This window comes from Allobosea sp. BK604 (genome assembly GCF_004341515.1).
Taxonomy (GTDB): Bacteria; Pseudomonadota; Alphaproteobacteria; order Rhizobiales; family Beijerinckiaceae; genus Allobosea.
The window spans coordinates 809,273-825,873 of record NZ_SLZF01000002.1; the positions used below are offsets into that span (position 1 = coordinate 809,273).

Below are 16,601 nucleotides of genomic sequence, written 5' to 3' on the forward strand. Positions count from 1 at the left end.
CCTACGCCGCTTCGTTCCCGGCGCGGGCGATCCGCGCCAAAGCCGCCGCGGGATCGATCCGCCCGTCATAGAGCGCGCGGCCCGAGATCGCGCCCTCCAGGATCGCGGCATCCGGCGCGCAGAGGCGCTCGATATCGGCCATCGAGGCGAGGCCGCCAGAGGCGATGACCGGGATCGAGAGCGCGTTCGCGAGCGCGATCGTGCCCTCCCAGTTGATGCCCTGAAGCATGCCGTCGCGGGCAATGTCGGTGTAGACGATCGCGGCGACGCCGGCATCCTCGAAGCGGCGGCCGAGATCGTCGGCGGCGAGCGCCGAGGTTTCGGCCCAGCCCTCGACCGCGACATAGCCGTCACGTGCGTCGATGCCGACAGCGACCTGGCCTGGGAAGGCCTTGGCCGCCTCGCGTACGAAGCCGGGATCGCGCACCGCCGCCGTGCCGATGATGACGCGGCGCACGCCCTTGTTCAGCCAGCCCTCGACCGTCGCCATGTCGCGGATGCCGCCGCCGAGCTGCACCGGGAAAGCGACGCGCGCGAGGATCGCCTCGACCGCCCCGGCATTCATCGGCTTGCCGGCGAAGGCGCCGTCGAGATCGACGACATGCAGCCACTGGAAGCCCTGGCCCTCGAAATCGGCGGCCTGGGCGGCGGGGTCGTCGTTGAAGATCGTGGCCTGGGCCATGTCGCCCTGCTTCAGGCGGACGCAGCGGCCCTCTTTCAGATCGATGGCGGGGAAGAGGATCACGGCTTCCACCCGAGGAAATTGGCGATCAGCTTCAGCCCGAGCTTCTGGCTCTTCTCGGGGTGGAACTGGGTGCCGGCAATGTTGTCGCGGGCGACGATGGCCGTGACCGGGCCGCCGTAATCGGTCAGCGCCAGCACGTCCTGAGGCCGCTGCGGCGTTAGCGCGTAGGAATGGACGAAATAGGCATGCAGCCCGTTCGGACCGGTCTCGATGCCGTCGAGCAGCCGGTGCTCGTCCTGGGCGTGGAGATTGTTCCAGCCCATATGCGGGATCTTCAGGCTCTCGTCGCGCGGCCTGATCAGCGCGACATCGCCGGGAATCCAGCCGAGGCCTTCGGTCACGGTATATTCCAGGCCGCGGCTCGCCAGGAGCTGCATGCCGACGCAGATGCCGAGGAAGGGGCGCTGCTTGCCGCGCACGACCTCCTCCAGAACCTCGACCATGCCGGGCACGGCATCGAGTCCGCGCCGGCAATCGGCGAAGGCGCCGACGCCGGGCAGCACGATCCGGTCGGCGCCGCGCACGAGATTGGGATCGCTGGTGACGCTGATCGTCGCGGCGATGCCGGCCTCGGTGGCGGCGCGCTCGAAGGCTTTCGCGGCCGAGTGCAGGTTGCCCGAGCCGTAATCGATGATGGTGACCGACTGGCTCATCGTCCGCGCGGCTCCGGAAAGAGGCCGATCACCGGCAGCGGGCCGCTGCTCTGGCGCGGCACGGGCACCGGATCGAGCGGAAGCGGGGCCGGACGGGCCGTGAGCGCGCGCTCGAAATAGCGGCGCTCGGCGCTGGCGAGATCGGACGCCTCGACCACGTCGGCAAGACGCCAGCCCTGGCGCTGCAGCTTGCGGGCGATCAGGTTCTGGCCCTCGAAGCCGACGAAGAGCCCGATGGCGAACTGCGCCAGCAGCGCGGCGCCAGCGGTGAGGCCGAGCTGGGTACGGGCATAATAGAGCGCGCCCCAGACCAGCGCGAAGATGATCGTCGCAAGCCAGAGCCGCTTCGAGAGCAGCCAGAACCCGGTGAAGACGAAGGCCGACCAGGTGAAGCTCTCCGGCAGGAGGCGGGCCTGTTCGATCTCCTCGCGCTCGCCACCGGCGCCCGGCGGCGGGATCAGGACCGTATAGAACGCCATGTCACCAATCCCTCACAGCGCGCCCTTGGTCGAGGGCACGCGGCCACCCTCGCGCGGATCGACCTCGAGCGCCTGGCGCAGCGCCCGCGCCAGGCCCTTGAAGCAGCTCTCGGCAATATGGTGGGCGTTGTCGCCATAGAGCGTCTCGACATGCAGCGTCAGCCCCGCATTGATGGCGAAGGCCTGGAAGAACTCGCGCACCAGCTCGGTGTCGAAGGTGCCGATCTTTTCGGCCTTGAAGCTGGTCCGGAAGACCAGGAAGGGCCGGCCGGAGACGTCGACCGCGACGCGGGTCAGCGTCTCGTCCATCGGCAGATGGACATCGGCATAGCGGCGGATGCCTTTCTTGTCGCCGAGCGCCTGCTTCAGCGCCTCGCCAAGGGCGATGCCGGCATCCTCGACCGAATGGTGGTCGTCGATATGGGTGTCGCCCTCCACCTGCACGCTGAGGTCGATCAGCGAATGGCGGGCGAAGAGATCGAGCATATGGTCGAAGAAGCCGACGCCAGTCGCGATTTCGGCCTTGCCGGTGCCGTCGAGCACGAGCTTCACCGCAATATCGGTCTCGTTGGTGCGGCGCTTCACTTCGCCCGAACGCATGTGCCAGGTCCCCTTGATCTTGCTGGCCGGTGCTTTAGCAGCGCGTTGACGCTCACGCCACCCGGGCGATTGTGCCGCGGCGGAAAAGCCCTACATCTGGCGCGAGAGCGAAACACCGGAAGACGCCGCGATGGATAACGACAGCAACGCCCCCGTGATGCACGCCACCACCATCCTGATGGTGCGCAAGGGCGGGCGGGTCGTGATCGGCGGCGACGGACAGGTCTCGCTCGGCCCGACCATCATGAAGGGCAATGCCAGGAAGGTACGCCGCCTCGCCAAGGGCGCGGTGATCGCCGGCTTTGCCGGCGCGACGGCCGACGCCTTCACGCTGTTCGAGCGGCTCGAGGCCAAGCTCGAGCAGTATCCCACGCAATTGCTGCGCGCCTGCGTCGAGCTCGCCAAGGACTGGCGCACCGATCGCTACCTGCGCCGGCTGGAGGCGATGCTGCTCGTCGCCGACAAGGAGGTCTCGCTGCTGATCTCCGGCACCGGCGACGTGCTTGAGCCCGAGGCGGGCGAGCACGGCGCGGTGATGGCGATCGGTTCCGGCGGCAATTACGCGCTGGCCGCGGCCCGCGCCCTGATCGATGTCGAGGCCGATGCCGAGACGATCGTGCGCAAGGCGATGAAGATCGCCGGCGATATCTGCGTCTATACCAACCACAGCCTCGTCATCGAGACGCTGGAGGCCGCGTGATTCCGCTGCGGCGTCCTCGTCACCTGTTCACAAATCCCCGACCGGACTTCCGATGAGTGATTTTTCTCCCCGCGAGATCGTTTCCGAGCTCGACCGTTTCATCGTTGGCCAGCACGACGCCAAGCGCGCCGTCGCCATCGCGCTGCGCAACCGCTGGCGTCGCCAGCAGTTGGAGGGGCCGCTGCGCGAGGAGGTCGCGCCCAAGAACATCCTGATGATCGGGCCGACCGGCTGCGGCAAGACCGAGATCGCCCGTCGTCTCGCCAAGCTCGCCAACGCGCCCTTCCTCAAGGTCGAGGCGACCAAGTTCACCGAGGTCGGCTATGTCGGCCGCGACGTCGAATCGATCATCCGCGACCTGATCGAGGTCGGGATCGGGCTGGTGCGCGAGAGCCGGCGCAAGGACGTGCAGGCCAAGGCCCATGTCGCGGCCGAGGAGCGCGTGCTCGACGCATTGGTCGGCGCGACGGCGAGCCCCGGCACGCGCGATTCCTTCCGCCGCAAGCTGCGCGCCGGCGAGCTCGACGACAAGGAGATCGAGGTCGAGATCGCGCCCGGCCAGTCGAACATGCCGATGTTCGAGCTGCCGGGCATGCCCGGAGCCTCGATCGGCGCGATCAATCTCGGCGACATGTTCGGCAAGGCCTTTGGCCAGCGCGGCAAGCCCAAGCGCATCCTGGTGAAGGAGGCCTATGGCCCGCTGATCACCGAGGAGAGCGACAAGCTGATCGACCAGGAGGCGATCGTCCACGCCGCGATCCGCGAGGTCGAGAATAACGGCATCGTCTTCCTCGACGAGATCGACAAGATCTGCGCCCGCGAGGGCCGTGCCGGCGCCGATGTCTCGCGCGAAGGCGTGCAGCGCGACCTGCTGCCGCTGATCGAGGGCACGACCATCGCGACCAAGCACGGGCCGGTGAAGAGCGACCATATCCTCTTCATCGCGTCCGGCGCCTTCCATGTCTCGAAGCCCTCCGACCTGCTGCCGGAGCTGCAGGGCCGCCTGCCGATCCGCGTCGAGCTCTCGCCGCTCGATGTCGAGGATTTCAAGCGGATCCTGACCGAGACCGAGGCGAGCCTGATCAAGCAGACGGTAGCGCTGATGGCGACCGAGGAGGTGACGATCGAGTTCACGCCTGATGCAATCGACGCGATCGCCCGCATCGCCGTGATGGTGAACTCGACGGTCGAGAACATCGGGGCGCGCCGGCTGCAGACCGTGATCGAGCGGATTCTGGACGAGATCTCCTTCACCGCGACCGACCGCTCGGGCGAGCATGTCACGATCGACGCAGCCTATGTCGAGGCGCGGATCGGCGATCTCGCGAAGAATGCGGATCTGAGCCGGTTCATTCTCTGATGGAGCAGGCGGAGCCGGGCGCGAGGCCATCCCGCCTCGCCCGCGATTCCGCCATCGTCGGCGTCGCCACGATCCTGTCGCGGCTGCTCGGCTTCGCGCGTGACGTGCTGATCGCGCGGCTGCTCGGGGCCGGGCCGGTCGCGGATGCCTTTCTCGCGGCGCTGCGTTTGCCCAATCTCGTCCGGCGCGTGCTCGGCGAGGGCGGGCTCAACGCACCCTTCGTGCCTGTCTATCTCGACATCAAGGCGAGGCGGGGTGCCGAGGACGCACGACGCTTCGCCGGCGAGGCCAGCGCCCAGCTCGGCCTGCCGCTGATCCTCCTCGTCGCGCTCGGCGAATTGTTCGCGCCCTGGGTCGTGCTTGGGCTTGCCGGCGGTTTTGCGGATGAGCCCGCGACACTGGCGCTGGCGTCGCATTACACCCGGCTGATGCTGCCTTTCCTGCTGCTGACGACGATGGCCGCGCTGCTCGCCGCCCTGCTCAACGCGGAAAAGCACTTCGCCATCGCCGCGATCGCGCCGGCATTGATGAACGCGATCCTGCTCCTCCTGCTACTCGCCATGCTCTGGCAGGGCTCGCCGCCGGAGATGGGCGCGAGCGCGCTGGCGGCCGGTGTCAGCCTGACCGGCCTCGCCCATCTCGCGATGATCCTGATCCGGCTGCGCAGCACGGGCCTGCCACGCCCCAGCCTGCGCTGGTCGCCCGACATGACCCGGCTGATCCGCACCGGCGGCGCGACCTTGCTTGCGGCCTCCGCCGCGCAGCTCGTCCTGCTGGTTGCGACGCAGATCGCCTCGGCCGAGCCCGGCTCGGTCGCGGCGCTCTACTATGCCGACCGCGTCTTCCAGCTTCCGCTCGGTTTCGTCGGCGTGGCGATGGGCACCGTCGTGCTTTCCGACATGGCCGCAGCGCAGGCGACGGCCACCGAGCATGACGCGATGCTCGGCCGGGCGCTGGCGCTCGGGTTGGCGCTGGCGGTCCCGGCAGCGACGGCACTGGCGGTTCTTTCGGGGCCGATCGTCTCGGTGCTGTTCGAGCATGGCCGCTTCGGCGCGGAGGATCGCGAGCGCACCGAGGCAGCCCTGCGTGCCTTCGCCTATGGCCTGCCCTTCGCGGTCATCGCGAAGGTCTTCGGCCAGGTCTATTTTGCCCGCCAGGCACCGCGTCCGGCCCTGACCGCCGGGCTCGCAGCCGTCTTGATAGCGATTCTCGCCGGTGTTTCCCTTGGGAACCGCGCGAACGCAGCCGAGATCGCAGCGGTTGCGGCAAGCCTCGGCTTCCTGGCTCAGGCCGCGCTGCTCACATTCTTCCTGCACCGGGACAGGCTCTGGCGGCCGAGTCTCGGCAATCTGCGCCCGATCCTCGCCACGCTCTGCGCCAGCGCCGCGATGCTGCTGACGCTTACGCTGATCCTGCCCTTGCTCAGCGGATCGCTGGCGCTTGACCAGCCGATCATCCACCGCTTTGCCGCGCTCTCCTGTCTCTGCCTCGGCGGGCTCGCGATCTATGGTCTCGCGGGCTGGGTTCTGGGCGCTTTTGGCGCGCGCCCCTTGCGCAGCGGGCCCCGATGAGCCAGAAGGCCGCCTTTCCGTATCCTGACTCGTGACGACGGAGCGCCCCGATGGCGGCCTTTCACCAGCGCGTCTTCTCCGGCATGCAGCCGACCTCGACGCTTCATCTGGGCAATTATTTGGGCGCGCTGACCAATTGGGTGGCGATGCAGAAGACGCACGAGTGCATCTATTGCGTCGTCGACATGCACGCGATCACGCAGGGGCTCGACGTCTGGGGCGGGCCGGCCGAGCTGACCCGCGCCACACGCGAGGTCGCGGCCGCCTATATCGCGGCCGGCGTCGACCCCAAGACCAGCATCATCTTCAACCAGAGCCAGGTGGCGGGCCATGCCGAGCTCGCCTGGGTGTTCAACACGGTCGCCCGGCTCGGCTGGCTGAACCGCATGACCCAGTTCAAGGAGAAGGCCGGCAAGGACCGTGAGAACGCGTCGGTCGGCCTCTACGACTACCCTGTGCTGATGGCGGCCGACATCCTGCTCTACAAGGCGACGCATGTCCCGGTCGGCGAGGACCAGAAGCAGCATCTCGAGCTGGCCCGCGACATCGCCCAGAAGTTCAACAACGACTTCGGCGACGAGATCGCGAAGCGCGGGCTCGGCACCGGCGAGCTCGGCTTCTTCCCATTGCCCGAGCCGATGATCCAGGGTCCGGCGCCGCGCGTGATGAGCCTGCGCGACGGCACCAAGAAGATGTCGAAATCGGACCCGTCCGATTATTCGCGCATCAACCTGACCGATGATGCCGAGACCATCGCGCAGAAGGTCCGCAAGGCGAAGACCGATCCCGAGGCGCTGCCCTCGGAGGAGAAGGGCCTCGAGGGCCGGCCGGAGGCCGAAAACCTCGTCGGCATCTATGCCGGCCTGAGCAACACGACCAAGACCGAGGTGCTGAAGCAGTTCGGCGGCAGCCAATTCTCCGGCTTCAAGGGCGCGTTGGTCGATCTCGCGGTCGCCAAGCTCGCGCCGATCGCCGGCGAGATGCGCAGGCTGCTCGCCGACGTCTCGCATATCGACGCGATTCTCGGCGACGGCGCAGAGCGCGCCGCGGCGATCGCGGCGCCGATCATGAACGATGTCAAGGACATCGTCGGCTTCGTGCGGCGCGGCTAACGGCCTCTGGGGCGCCGGGCTTGCGCTGCCCCGGCGGCACAGGCCACCATGGCGGCTCCTGAAGCGGCGGCAGGATAGACGATATGGTCAAGCGACGGCGGTCCTATGAGACGGGCCATCGCCCGAAATTCCTCGCAGTGGTCGATGACAGCGACGAATGCGCCAAGGCGGTGCGGTTCGCTGCCCGGCGTTGCGCACGCATCGGCGCCAAGATCGTGCTGCTCGGCGTGATCACGCCGCCCGAGCACGAGACCTGGCTCGGCGTCGGCGCGGTGATGCAGGCGGAAGCGGAGGCCGAGGCCGAGAAGCTGCTCGACCAAGCCGCAGCCGCCGTGCGCGCGCTCGCCGGCATGGAGCCCGAGAAGGTCGTGCGCACCGGTGTCAAGGCGGACGAGCTGGTCAAGCTGATCGAGGCCGACGAGGACATCTCGCTGCTCGTGCTCGCAGCCGGCACCGGCCGCGAGGGGCCCGGCCCGCTCGTCAGCGCGCTCGCCGGCAAATCGGCCGGCACTTTTCCGATCCCGGTCGCGATCGTGCCCGGGCATCTGGAGGACGAGGAAATCGACGCGCTCGCGTGATACGCTTGCGCTGGAATCATTCCAGCGAGACGCCTATATCGACACCAGGAGCGGCGGCCTTGAACCGTCCGTAACCGGAGGCAGCCATGTTCATCCAGACCGAAGCGACACCCAATCCCGCGACTCTGAAATTTCTGCCCGGCCGCACGGTGATGCCGGACGGCACGCTGGAACTGCGCGATGCCGAGCAGGCCGACCGCTCGCCGCTCGCCTCGCGGCTCTTCGCCGTCAACGGCGTCTCCGGCGTGTTCCTCGGTTCGGATTTCATCACGGTGACCAAGGCCTCCGGCGAGTGGCCGCATCTGAAGCCCGCGATCCTCGGCGCGATCATGGAGCATTTCATGTCGGGCGCGCCGGTCCTGGCCGACGGCTCGCAGGCCGATATCACCGAGGAAGGCGAGTTCTTCGCGCCCGAGGATGCCGCGACGGTCGAGACCATCAAGGACCTGCTCGAGACGCGCATCCGCCCGGCCGTGGCCGGCGATGGCGGCGACATCACCTTCCGTGGCTACAAGGACGGCACGGTCTATCTCGCGATGAAGGGCTCCTGCTCGGGCTGCCCGTCCTCGACCGCGACGCTGAAGCACGGCATCCAGAACCTGCTGCGCCACTTCCTGCCGGATGTGCGCGAGGTCGAAGCCGTCTGAGATAGGTCTCCTCTGAGATAGGTCTCGTTTGAGATAGGTCTTGGCCCAGGCGTGATCTTGTCCGAAAACCGGTTCCCATTTTTCGGGATCATGCCCTGATGCGCATCCTCGCGATCGACACCGCCCTCGGCGCCTGCTCCGCCTGCGTCCTCGACGCGGGCGAGAGCGTGCCTGTGGCGCGCGAGCAGGTCGCGATGGAGCGTGGCCATGCCGAGGCGCTGATGCCGATGATCGAGCGCGTGATGAATGCGGTCGAGGGCGGCTTCGCCTCGCTCGACCGCGTCGCGGTGACGATCGGCCCCGGCAGCTATACCGGCTTGCGTGTCGGAATCAGCGCGGCCCGCGCCATCGCGCTGGCTGCGCAAATTCCGGCGATCGGCGTGACGACCCTGGCTGCAACCGCCGCGCCGCTGGTTGGCCGCGAGCAGGGCCGTGTGATCGCCGCAGCGCTCGACGCCAAGCACGGCCAGGTCTGGTTCCAGGCCCTCAATGCGCACGGCAAGCAGCTCGTCTCGATCCGCCAGGTCAGCTATCGCGATGCGGCGCGCGCCATCGGCGCCGGGCCGGTCAGCCTCGTCGGCTCGGCCGCGATGGCGGTCGCCAGCGAGGCCTGGGCGATCGGCCTCGACGCCTTCGTGGTCGACGAAACCAAGGCGCCCGACGTGATCTGGGTGGCACGGCTCGGCCTCGTCGCCGATCCGGAGACGGCGCCGCCGCGGCCGCTCTATCTCAAGGCCCCCGAGACCACGCCACAGGACCGCGCCCGACTGCCGCGGCGCTGAATCCTCCATGTGAGGGACTTGCCAGCCCGCAGGGCTGTGCCATCAAGCGGGATGGATTGGCTGCGCAAACTGCTTCACCCGCATGCGTGCCCGGCGCGCACGAGCTCGCTCGACGTGCGCCAGGCCCGCCATGTCGCGACCCTGCATCACCTCGGCGGCTTCGCCCGCGGCTGGGATCCGGGCGAATGCGCGGCCCTGCTGGCGGATGCCAGCGTCGTCACCGACGGCGTCTTCGCCGGCAGCAGCGCGGTACCGTCCGGTTTCGTGATGTCACGCAAGGCGGCCGACGAGGCCGAGATCCTCAGCATCGTGGTGAAGCCCGACCAGCGCGGCAGCGGTCTCGGCCGCGCCCTGCTCGGCGCCCATCTCGGCCAGCTCGCGGCGCGCGGCGTGACCCAGGTCTTCCTCGAGGTCGAGGATGGCAATGCCGCGGCCGACCGGCTCTACCGGCATTTCGGTTTCCGCGAGGTCGGCCGGCGCAAGGGCTATTATCCCAAGCCGGATGGCAGCAAGGCCACGGCGGTGACGATGCGGCTTGATCTCGCGTGACAGAGGCCGCGGCCTCGTTCATGAAGCGAGCACTATCGGAGCCGTGATTCACGCATGAATGGCCTACATCCCGGGGCGATCCTGCGGCTTGCCGTGCTCTCCCTGGGCACATTGATCCTGTTGCCGGGACAGTTGCTCATGCTGCGGCTCGGCCCGCGCCATGGCTGGCGGCTGCCGCTTCTGTTCCATCGCCTCGTCTGCCGGTGCCTCGGCGTGCGCCGGACGGTGCGCGGCACCCCTCCGGCGAAGGGCGAAGGCGGGCTGATCGTCGCCAACCACGTCTCCTGGCTCGATATCAGCGTGATCGGCGCCGAGCGGCCGCTCTCCTTCGTCGCCAAGGCCGAGGTCGCGACCTGGCCGGTGATCGGCTTCCTGGCCAAGGTGCAGCGCACGCTCTTCATCGACCGGACGCGCCGCGCCGCCACGGCGGACATGACCGCCGAGATGGGGCAGCGGCTCGCCGATGGCCAGTCGGTCGTGTTGTTCGCGGAGGGCACGACCGGGGACGGCACGCGCATCCTGCCGCTGCGCTCCTCGCTGCTCGGCGCCGTGCATGCGGCGCTTGGGCATAATGGCGACGCCGATGGCGATATCACCGTCTACCCGCTCACCATCACCTATACCGGCTTCCACGGCCTGGCCGGTGGCCGGTTCGAGCGTTCGCTGATGGCCTGGTATGGCGATACCGAGCTCGCACCCCATCTCAAGGCCATGCTCGATGCCGGCGCGATCGATGCCGAGCTCGCCTGGGGTGAGCCGATCCGCATGGGCCACCAAACCTCGCGCAAAGACGCGACGCGGCTGGCGGAAGCTGCGATCCGGCGGGCCCGCAATGAGGCGGTCACGGGCCGGTCATTGACCTGAGCTATCGCTCGCGCCACTTGGCTCGGATGTTGCTTTGTCGGCTCCATAGGAGCGAGAGCATTTTCACGAAGCAGAATCCGGAGTAAGGAGACGGTTTGGAGACCCGATCCGCAACGATGAAGAAAGTCCACATCAAGTCCTTCGGCTGCCAGATGAACGTCTATGACGGGCAGCGCATGGCCGATATCCTGGCCGGGCAGGGCTACGAAGAGACGGCGACGCCCGAAGGCGCGGACCTGATCCTGCTCAACACCTGCCACATCCGCGATCGTGCCGTGCAGAAGGTCTATACCGAGCTCGGCAAGCTGCGCGACCTCAAGAACGAGCAGAAGGCCGCCGGCCAGGAGACGAGGATCGTCGTCGCCGGCTGCGTCGCCCAGGCCGAGGGCGCCGAGATCCAGCGCCGGCAGCCGGCTGTCGATCTCGTCGTCGGGCCACAGGCCTATCACCGCCTGCCGATGCTGCTGGCGGAAGCCCAGCGCAGCCGTGTGGTCGATACCGACCTGCCGGCCGACGACAAGTTCGGCTATCTGCCGGCACCGAAGCCGGCCGCGATCCGCGGGCGCGGCATCTCCGCCTTCGTCACCGTGCAGGAAGGCTGCGACAAGTTCTGCGCGTTCTGCGTCGTGCCCTATACGCGCGGGGCGGAGTTTTCGCGGCCCGTAGTGCAGGTCGTCGCCGAGATCGAGCGGCTGGCGGAAGCCGGCGTGCAGGACGTCACGCTGATCGGCCAGAACGTCAACGCTTATCATGGCGAGGGGCCGGACGGACGCGTCTGGGGCCTGGCCCGGCTGATGCACCGCGTCGCCGAGGTGCCCGGCATCGCCCGCATCCGCTACACCACCAGCCATCCGCGCGACATGGACGATGACCTCATCGCCGCCCATCGCGACCTGCCGCAGGTGATGCCCTTCCTGCATCTGCCGGTCCAGGCGGGTTCCGACCGCATCCTCGCCGCGATGAACCGCAAGCACACCGGCGACGAATACCGCAGGCTGATCGAGCGCATACGCAAGGTGCGGCCCGATATCGCCTTGTCTTCCGACTTCATCGTCGGCTTCCCCGGCGAGAGCGAGGCGGATTTCGCCGATACGCTCAGGCTGGTCGAAGATATCGGCTTCGCCTCGAGCTATTCCTTCAAGTATTCGCAGCGCCCCGGCACGCCAGCGGCCGAGCTTACCGAGCAGGTGGCGCGCGAGGTGATGGACGAGCGGCTGCAGCGCCTGCAGGAGCGGATCGAGCATCACCGCCAGGCCTTCAACCATGCCATGGTCGGGCGCACGATCGACGTGCTGCTCGAGCGCGCCGGGCGTCACCCCGGCCAGCTTGCGGGCAAGTCGCCCTACCTTCAGGCTGTGCAGATCGAGACCAAGGCGAATCAGATCGGCGACATGGTCAAGGTGGTGATCGAGCGGGCGGGCTCGAACTCGCTGTTCGGGCGGCTCGCCGCCCCGGAGGATATTGCCGCTTGAGCCTCCTTGCAGCCAGGTTCCGGGCGACGATGTTCTCCTGTCATCAGGTTGAAATCGTCGCGCCCGGTTATGCTACGGAATCACCCGGCCCGACGCTTCTGTCCTGCCGGCACGCTCATGAGGGAGACGACGCTTTTGGCACAGGCTGACTCGATGACCCCACGACCGGAACGAGGCCCCAGGCGCGAGGCCGCGCCGCAACGCGTCGAGAGCCTGACGCGGGACGGGCTTCCGGCGACCGAGGTGGTGCTGTCCTTCGAGGATAATGGCCTCGCAAGCCTCGTCTTCGGCCATTACGACCAGAATCTCGCTCATCTCGAGCGGCGGCTCGGCGTCGTCGTCAATCCGAACGGCAACCATGTCACCATCAAGGGGCCGCGCGAAACCGCGGAACAGGCGGGCCGCGTGCTGAAAACGCTCTATTCGCGAGCCAAGGCCGGCGCCTCGGTGACGCTCGGCGAGGTCGACGGCGCGATCGAGGAAAGCAACGTGCAGCGCTCGCTCTTCCCGTCCGACAATGCCGGCAAGGCCTCGTTCGACGCGATCGTGACCAGGAAGCGCGGCCCGGTACGCGCCCGCAACGCGGCGCAGGACGCCTATCTGCGCCAGCTCAAGCGCAATGAGCTCGTGCTCGCGGAAGGTCCGGCCGGTACCGGCAAGACCTGGCTCGCGGTCGGCCATGCCGTCTCGCTGATCGAGCAGGGCGTGGTCGAGCGCATGGTGCTGTCGCGCCCGGCGGTCGAGGCCGGCGAGCGGCTCGGGTTCCTGCCCGGCGACATGCGCGAGAAGGTCGACCCCTATTTGCGCCCGATCTATGATGCGCTGAACGATTTCATGGAGGCGCGCCATGTCGAGCGCGCGCTGCAGACCGGGATGATCGAGATCGCGCCGCTCGCCTTCATGCGCGGCCGCACCCTGACCAATGCGGTCGTGCTGCTCGACGAGGCGCAGAACGCGACCTCGGTGCAGATGAAGATGTTCCTGACCCGCCTCGGCGAGGGCTCGCGCATGATCATCACCGGCGACCCCTCGCAGATCGACCTGCCGCCCGGCCAGCGCTCCGGGCTGGTCGAGGCGGTGCGGCTGCTCTCCGGCGTCGAAGGCGTCGGCTATGCCAAGTTCGAGGAAGGCGACGTCGTCAGGCACGATCTCGTGCGCCGCATCGTCATGGCCTACGAGAGTGCCGCGCGCCGCGAGCGGGCAGAATGGGAAGAACGCACGCGCCAGCCGCTGCCGTCTGCGCCGATCGAGGGCGACAGCGAAGGGCTGAAGCGCACGCTTTCGCGGGAGCGACCGCGATGAATGACCGACCTCCCACGCGGCGCCAGGCGCCGCGACCAGAGAGCCTCAGCATCGCCATCCGCACCCAGTCGCGCCGCTGGCGCGAACTCGGCGACCTGCGCGAGCGTGTGACCAAGGCCACGGAAGCGGCGCTCGCCGTCAGCGAGGTTAAGCCCCTTGCCGGGGCCGAGCTCAGCCTGCTGATGACCGATGACAAGCGCATCCGCATCGTCAACCGCGACTGGCGCGGTTTCGACAAGGCGACGAACGTGCTTTCCTTCCCGGCCGCGCCGCCGGAGCGGATCGCCTCGAGCCCCGTCCTCGGCGATATCGTGCTGGCCTATGAGACCGTGCTGCGCGAGGCCGAGAGCGAGGGCAAGAGCCCGGGCGACCATCTCAGCCATCTCGTCATCCATGGCCTGCTGCATCTGCTCGGCGAAGACCATGAGACCGAGAGCGAGGCGATCCGCATGGAAGGCCTCGAAATCGCCGCGCTCGCACGGCTCGGTATCGCCGATCCCTATGCCGGCGCCGAGCTCGACACCGCAACCTCCAAGCAACCCAGAATCGACCACCCCACACCATGAGCGACGACAGTCGATCAACGCAGAGCGAAGGCGCTGGACGCAGCCCATCCGGATGGCTCGGCCATTTCCTCGACCGGCTCGGTCTGCGCAATGGCGGCAGTATCCGCGAGGACATCACCGAGGCGCTGGCACAAGATAGCGGGCAGCTCGCCGACTTGAGCGCGCAGGAGCGGGTGATGCTCTCGAACGTGCTCAGCCTGCGCGAGCGCCGCATCGCCGACGTCATGGTGCCACGCGCCGATATCATCGCCGTCTCCGCCGAGACGACGCTCGGCCAACTGCTCGGCCTGTTCAGCACGGCCGGGCATTCGCGTCTGCCTGTCTATGGCGACACGCTCGACGACCCGCGCGGCATGATCCATATCCGCGACTTCCTCGACTTCATCGCGACCAAGGCACAGCCGAGCGCCGAGACCGAGGCGAGTGGGCCGATTCTCGCCGCGGTCGATCTCTCCGTGACGCTGGCCGCGGCCAAGATCCTGCGCCCGGTGCTCTATGTTCCGCCCTCGATGCCGGCCGTCGACCTGCTGGTCAGGATGCAGGCGACACGCACCCATATCGCGCTCGTGATCGACGAATATGGCGGCACGGACGGACTGGTCTCGATCGAGGACCTGGTCGAGATCGTAGTCGGCGATATCGAGGACGAGCATGATCTCGACGAGGCGCCGACGATCGCGCCGGCCGGCGAGAACATGTTCATCGCCGATGCCCGCGCCACGCTCGAAGAACTCGCAGAGGTGACCGGGATCGATCTCTCGCAGGCCGAGGTCGCCGAGGAGGTCGATACTCTGGGCGGGCTGATCGTCACGCTCGCAGGCCATGTCCCGGCCCGGGGCGAACTGATCCAGGGTCCGGAAGGGCTGGAATTCGAGATCCTCGACGCCGATCCGCGCCGGATCAAGCGCCTGCGCATCCATCGCGGCCTGACCACCTTCCCGGAAACGCCGGCGCCGGCGGAATCCGGCTGATGCGCTTCTCAGCTCTGGCCGACAAGGTCATCCTCGCCTGGGGTTGGCCGAAGCGATTGATCGCGCTCGTCGCCGGCGCGAGCGGCGCGCTTGCCTTGCCTCCGCTCGATCTTTGGCCGCTGATCGTCGTGCCGATGACGGTCGCGGTCTGGCTGATCGACGGGGCTGTCGGCGAGACGTGGCGGACGCGCTTCCAATCCGCGGTCGTGGCGGGCTGGTGGTGGGGCTTCGGCTTCTTCCTGGCCGGGCTATGGTGGCTGGGCGCGGCCTTCCTGGTCGAGGCCGACAAGTTCGCCTGGGCGATGCCGCTCGGCGTCGTCGCCCTGCCGGCCTTCCTGGCGCTGTTCCCGGCGCTCGGCTTCGGTTTCGCCCGGCTGATCTGGCCCCATGGCGGCGGCCGCATCTTCGCGCTCGCCGTTGCGCTGACGCTCAGCGAATATTTGCGCGGGCATGTGCTGACCGGCTTTCCGTGGAATGTCTACGGCATGATGCTGGCCGGCCAGAACTGGATCGCGCAATTCGCCTCGATCGCCGGCCTCTATGGGCTGACCCTGGTTGCGGTCGCGATTGGCGCGGCGCCGGCGGTGCTCGGCACGGCCAAGCCGGGACCGGCGCGCTGGCGCATTCCGGCCCTGGCGCTGGTCGCGCTATGCGGCCTGCTCGGCTTCGGCGCCTGGCGCATTCCGACGCAGCCCGTCGCCAATGTCAGCGGCGTCAAGCTGCGGCTGATGCAGCCGAACCTGCCCCAGGACGCCAAGTTCAACCCGCAGAACGCCGAGTTGATCCTGGCGCATTACCTCAAGCTGAGCGACCGGGCGACGAGCCCGGCGACGCTTGGCGTGCAGGACGTCACCCATCTGATCTGGCCGGAATCGGCCTTCCCCTTCCTGCTCGGCCGGACACCGCAGGCGCTCTCGCGAATCGCCGCGCTGCTGCCGCCGAACACCACGCTGATCACCGGCGCAGCGCGCGCCGGCGAGACCCTGCCCGGCGAAAGCCGCCCGCCGATCTACAATTCGGTCCAGGTCGTCAACGACGAGGGCGTGGTCGTTGCGAGCTACGACAAGGTTCATCTCGTACCTTTCGGCGAGTATTTGCCGGCGTTTCTCGAGAAATTGATCCGCGGAGTCGGGCTCTCGGAATTCGTCTCGGTGCCCGGCGGCTTCGCGGCGGGCGAGCGGCACACACCGCTGATCGTCCGTGGATTGCCCCCGGCCGCCACTGTGATATGTTACGAAGCAGTATTCCCCGGCGCAGTCATTCCAGAAGGGCCGCGGCCGGGCTACATCCTGAACCTGACGAATGACGGCTGGTTCGGTCAGACCAGCGGGCCTTATCAACATTTCGCGCAGGCGCGGCTGCGCAGCATCGAGGAGGGCCTGCCACTCGTCCGCGTCGCCAATACCGGAATTTCGGGAATCGTCGATTCATACGGCCGTGTCGTCGCCAGCCTGCCGCTCGGAACCGAAGGGGTGCTGGATGCCGGATTGCCACGCAGCGGCCCCGTCACGCTCTATGCGCAGCTCGGGGATGCTTTTTTTGCTGGGCTCGTAGCAGTTTTCTTGCTTTTATCGAGGATACGAGCCGCCTGATGATCCCATTTGGAACTAGTTTACAGGGAGGATGGTATCGGGCATAAACGGAATGCTA

General features: G+C 67.8%; 18 protein-coding genes. 14 read left to right on the forward strand and 4 right to left on the reverse strand.

Annotation, left to right across the window (positions count from 1 at the left end; all coding sequences use genetic code 11):
- Window position 1 precedes the first annotated feature (1 nt).
- Genes hisA through hisB form a run of 4 tightly spaced genes read right to left on the reverse strand, consistent with a single transcriptional unit; the run spans window position 2 to window position 2,477 of the window.
- Window positions 2-754, reverse strand: a complete 753-nt coding sequence (hisA, locus tag EV560_RS09115) for a 1-(5-phosphoribosyl)-5-[(5-phosphoribosylamino)methylideneamino]imidazole-4-carboxamide isomerase (protein ID WP_131855407.1) — start codon at window positions 752-754, stop codon at window positions 2-4.
- Entirely contained in the window at window positions 742-1,398 is a 657-nt protein-coding gene (hisH, locus tag EV560_RS09120) for an imidazole glycerol phosphate synthase subunit HisH (protein ID WP_131855408.1), read from the reverse strand. The genes hisA and hisH overlap by 13 nt, the downstream gene beginning before the upstream one ends.
- On the reverse strand, window positions 1,395-1,877 hold the full coding sequence (locus EV560_RS09125) for a DUF2628 domain-containing protein (protein ID WP_131855409.1): 483 nt from the start codon (window positions 1,875-1,877) through the stop codon (window positions 1,395-1,397). Before EV560_RS09125 ends, hisH begins: the two co-directional genes overlap by 4 nt.
- Before the next feature lie 12 nt (window positions 1,878-1,889).
- Window positions 1,890-2,477, reverse strand: a complete 588-nt coding sequence (hisB, locus tag EV560_RS09130) for an imidazoleglycerol-phosphate dehydratase HisB (protein WP_131855410.1) — start codon at window positions 2,475-2,477, stop codon at window positions 1,890-1,892.
- A 130-nt stretch (window positions 2,478-2,607) separates the two neighbouring features.
- Between hisB and hslV the strand changes: the two genes are divergently transcribed.
- From hslV to lnt, 14 genes are all read left to right on the forward strand, one after another.
- A complete protein-coding gene (hslV, locus tag EV560_RS09135; protein ID WP_465246986.1) occupies window positions 2,608-3,177 on the forward strand; it encodes an ATP-dependent protease subunit HslV in 570 nt (189 codons plus the stop codon).
- A 52-nt stretch (window positions 3,178-3,229) separates the two neighbouring features.
- The gene (gene hslU / locus EV560_RS09140; protein ID WP_131855411.1) at window positions 3,230-4,537 is read left to right on the forward strand and encodes an ATP-dependent protease ATPase subunit HslU; all 1,308 of its coding nucleotides are present in this window, start codon (window positions 3,230-3,232) and stop codon (window positions 4,535-4,537) included.
- Window positions 4,537-6,108, forward strand: a complete 1,572-nt coding sequence (gene murJ / locus EV560_RS09145; protein ID WP_131855412.1) for a murein biosynthesis integral membrane protein MurJ — start codon at window positions 4,537-4,539, stop codon at window positions 6,106-6,108. The genes hslU and murJ overlap by 1 nt, the downstream gene beginning before the upstream one ends.
- Before the next feature lie 50 nt (window positions 6,109-6,158).
- Window positions 6,159-7,220, forward strand: coding sequence for a tryptophan--tRNA ligase (trpS, locus tag EV560_RS09150; protein WP_131855413.1), 1,062 nt, complete (start codon window positions 6,159-6,161; stop codon window positions 7,218-7,220).
- Window positions 7,221-7,303: 83 nt separating this feature from the next.
- Window positions 7,304-7,798, forward strand: a complete 495-nt coding sequence (locus tag EV560_RS09155; protein ID WP_131855414.1) for a universal stress protein — start codon at window positions 7,304-7,306, stop codon at window positions 7,796-7,798.
- An 86-nt stretch (window positions 7,799-7,884) separates the two neighbouring features.
- Entirely contained in the window at window positions 7,885-8,445 is a 561-nt protein-coding gene (locus EV560_RS09160; RefSeq protein WP_131855415.1) for a NifU family protein, read from the forward strand.
- A 98-nt stretch (window positions 8,446-8,543) separates the two neighbouring features.
- Window positions 8,544-9,227, forward strand: coding sequence for a tRNA (adenosine(37)-N6)-threonylcarbamoyltransferase complex dimerization subunit type 1 TsaB (gene tsaB, locus EV560_RS09165; RefSeq protein WP_131855416.1), 684 nt, complete (start codon window positions 8,544-8,546; stop codon window positions 9,225-9,227).
- Window positions 9,228-9,341: 114 nt separating this feature from the next.
- On the forward strand, window positions 9,342-9,776 hold the full coding sequence (locus EV560_RS09170) for a GNAT family N-acetyltransferase (RefSeq protein WP_248311948.1): 435 nt from the start codon (window positions 9,342-9,344) through the stop codon (window positions 9,774-9,776).
- A gap of 54 nt (window positions 9,777-9,830) precedes the next feature.
- A complete protein-coding gene (locus EV560_RS09175; protein WP_131855418.1) occupies window positions 9,831-10,640 on the forward strand; it encodes a lysophospholipid acyltransferase family protein in 810 nt (269 codons plus the stop codon).
- Window positions 10,641-10,756: 116 nt separating this feature from the next.
- Window positions 10,757-12,112 carry a tRNA (N6-isopentenyl adenosine(37)-C2)-methylthiotransferase MiaB gene (gene miaB, locus EV560_RS09180; protein ID WP_131855419.1) on the forward strand — a complete coding sequence of 452 codons (1,356 nt, stop codon included), beginning with the start codon at window positions 10,757-10,759 and terminating at the stop codon, window positions 12,110-12,112.
- Between the two features lie 153 nt (window positions 12,113-12,265).
- Complete coding sequence (locus EV560_RS09185; protein ID WP_131855420.1) at window positions 12,266-13,414, forward strand: PhoH family protein; 1,149 nt, start codon at window positions 12,266-12,268, stop codon at window positions 13,412-13,414.
- Window positions 13,411-13,980, forward strand: a complete 570-nt coding sequence (gene ybeY / locus EV560_RS09190; RefSeq protein WP_131855421.1) for an rRNA maturation RNase YbeY — start codon at window positions 13,411-13,413, stop codon at window positions 13,978-13,980. Before EV560_RS09185 ends, ybeY begins: the two co-directional genes overlap by 4 nt.
- Entirely contained in the window at window positions 13,977-14,951 is a 975-nt protein-coding gene (locus tag EV560_RS09195; protein WP_131855422.1) for a hemolysin family protein, read from the forward strand. Before ybeY ends, EV560_RS09195 begins: the two co-directional genes overlap by 4 nt.
- Window positions 14,951-16,543 (forward strand): apolipoprotein N-acyltransferase, encoded by a 1,593-nt coding sequence (lnt, locus tag EV560_RS09200; RefSeq protein WP_131855423.1) that lies wholly within the window; start codon window positions 14,951-14,953, stop codon window positions 16,541-16,543. Before EV560_RS09195 ends, lnt begins: the two co-directional genes overlap by 1 nt.
- The last annotated feature ends 58 nt before the right edge of the window (window positions 16,544-16,601 follow it).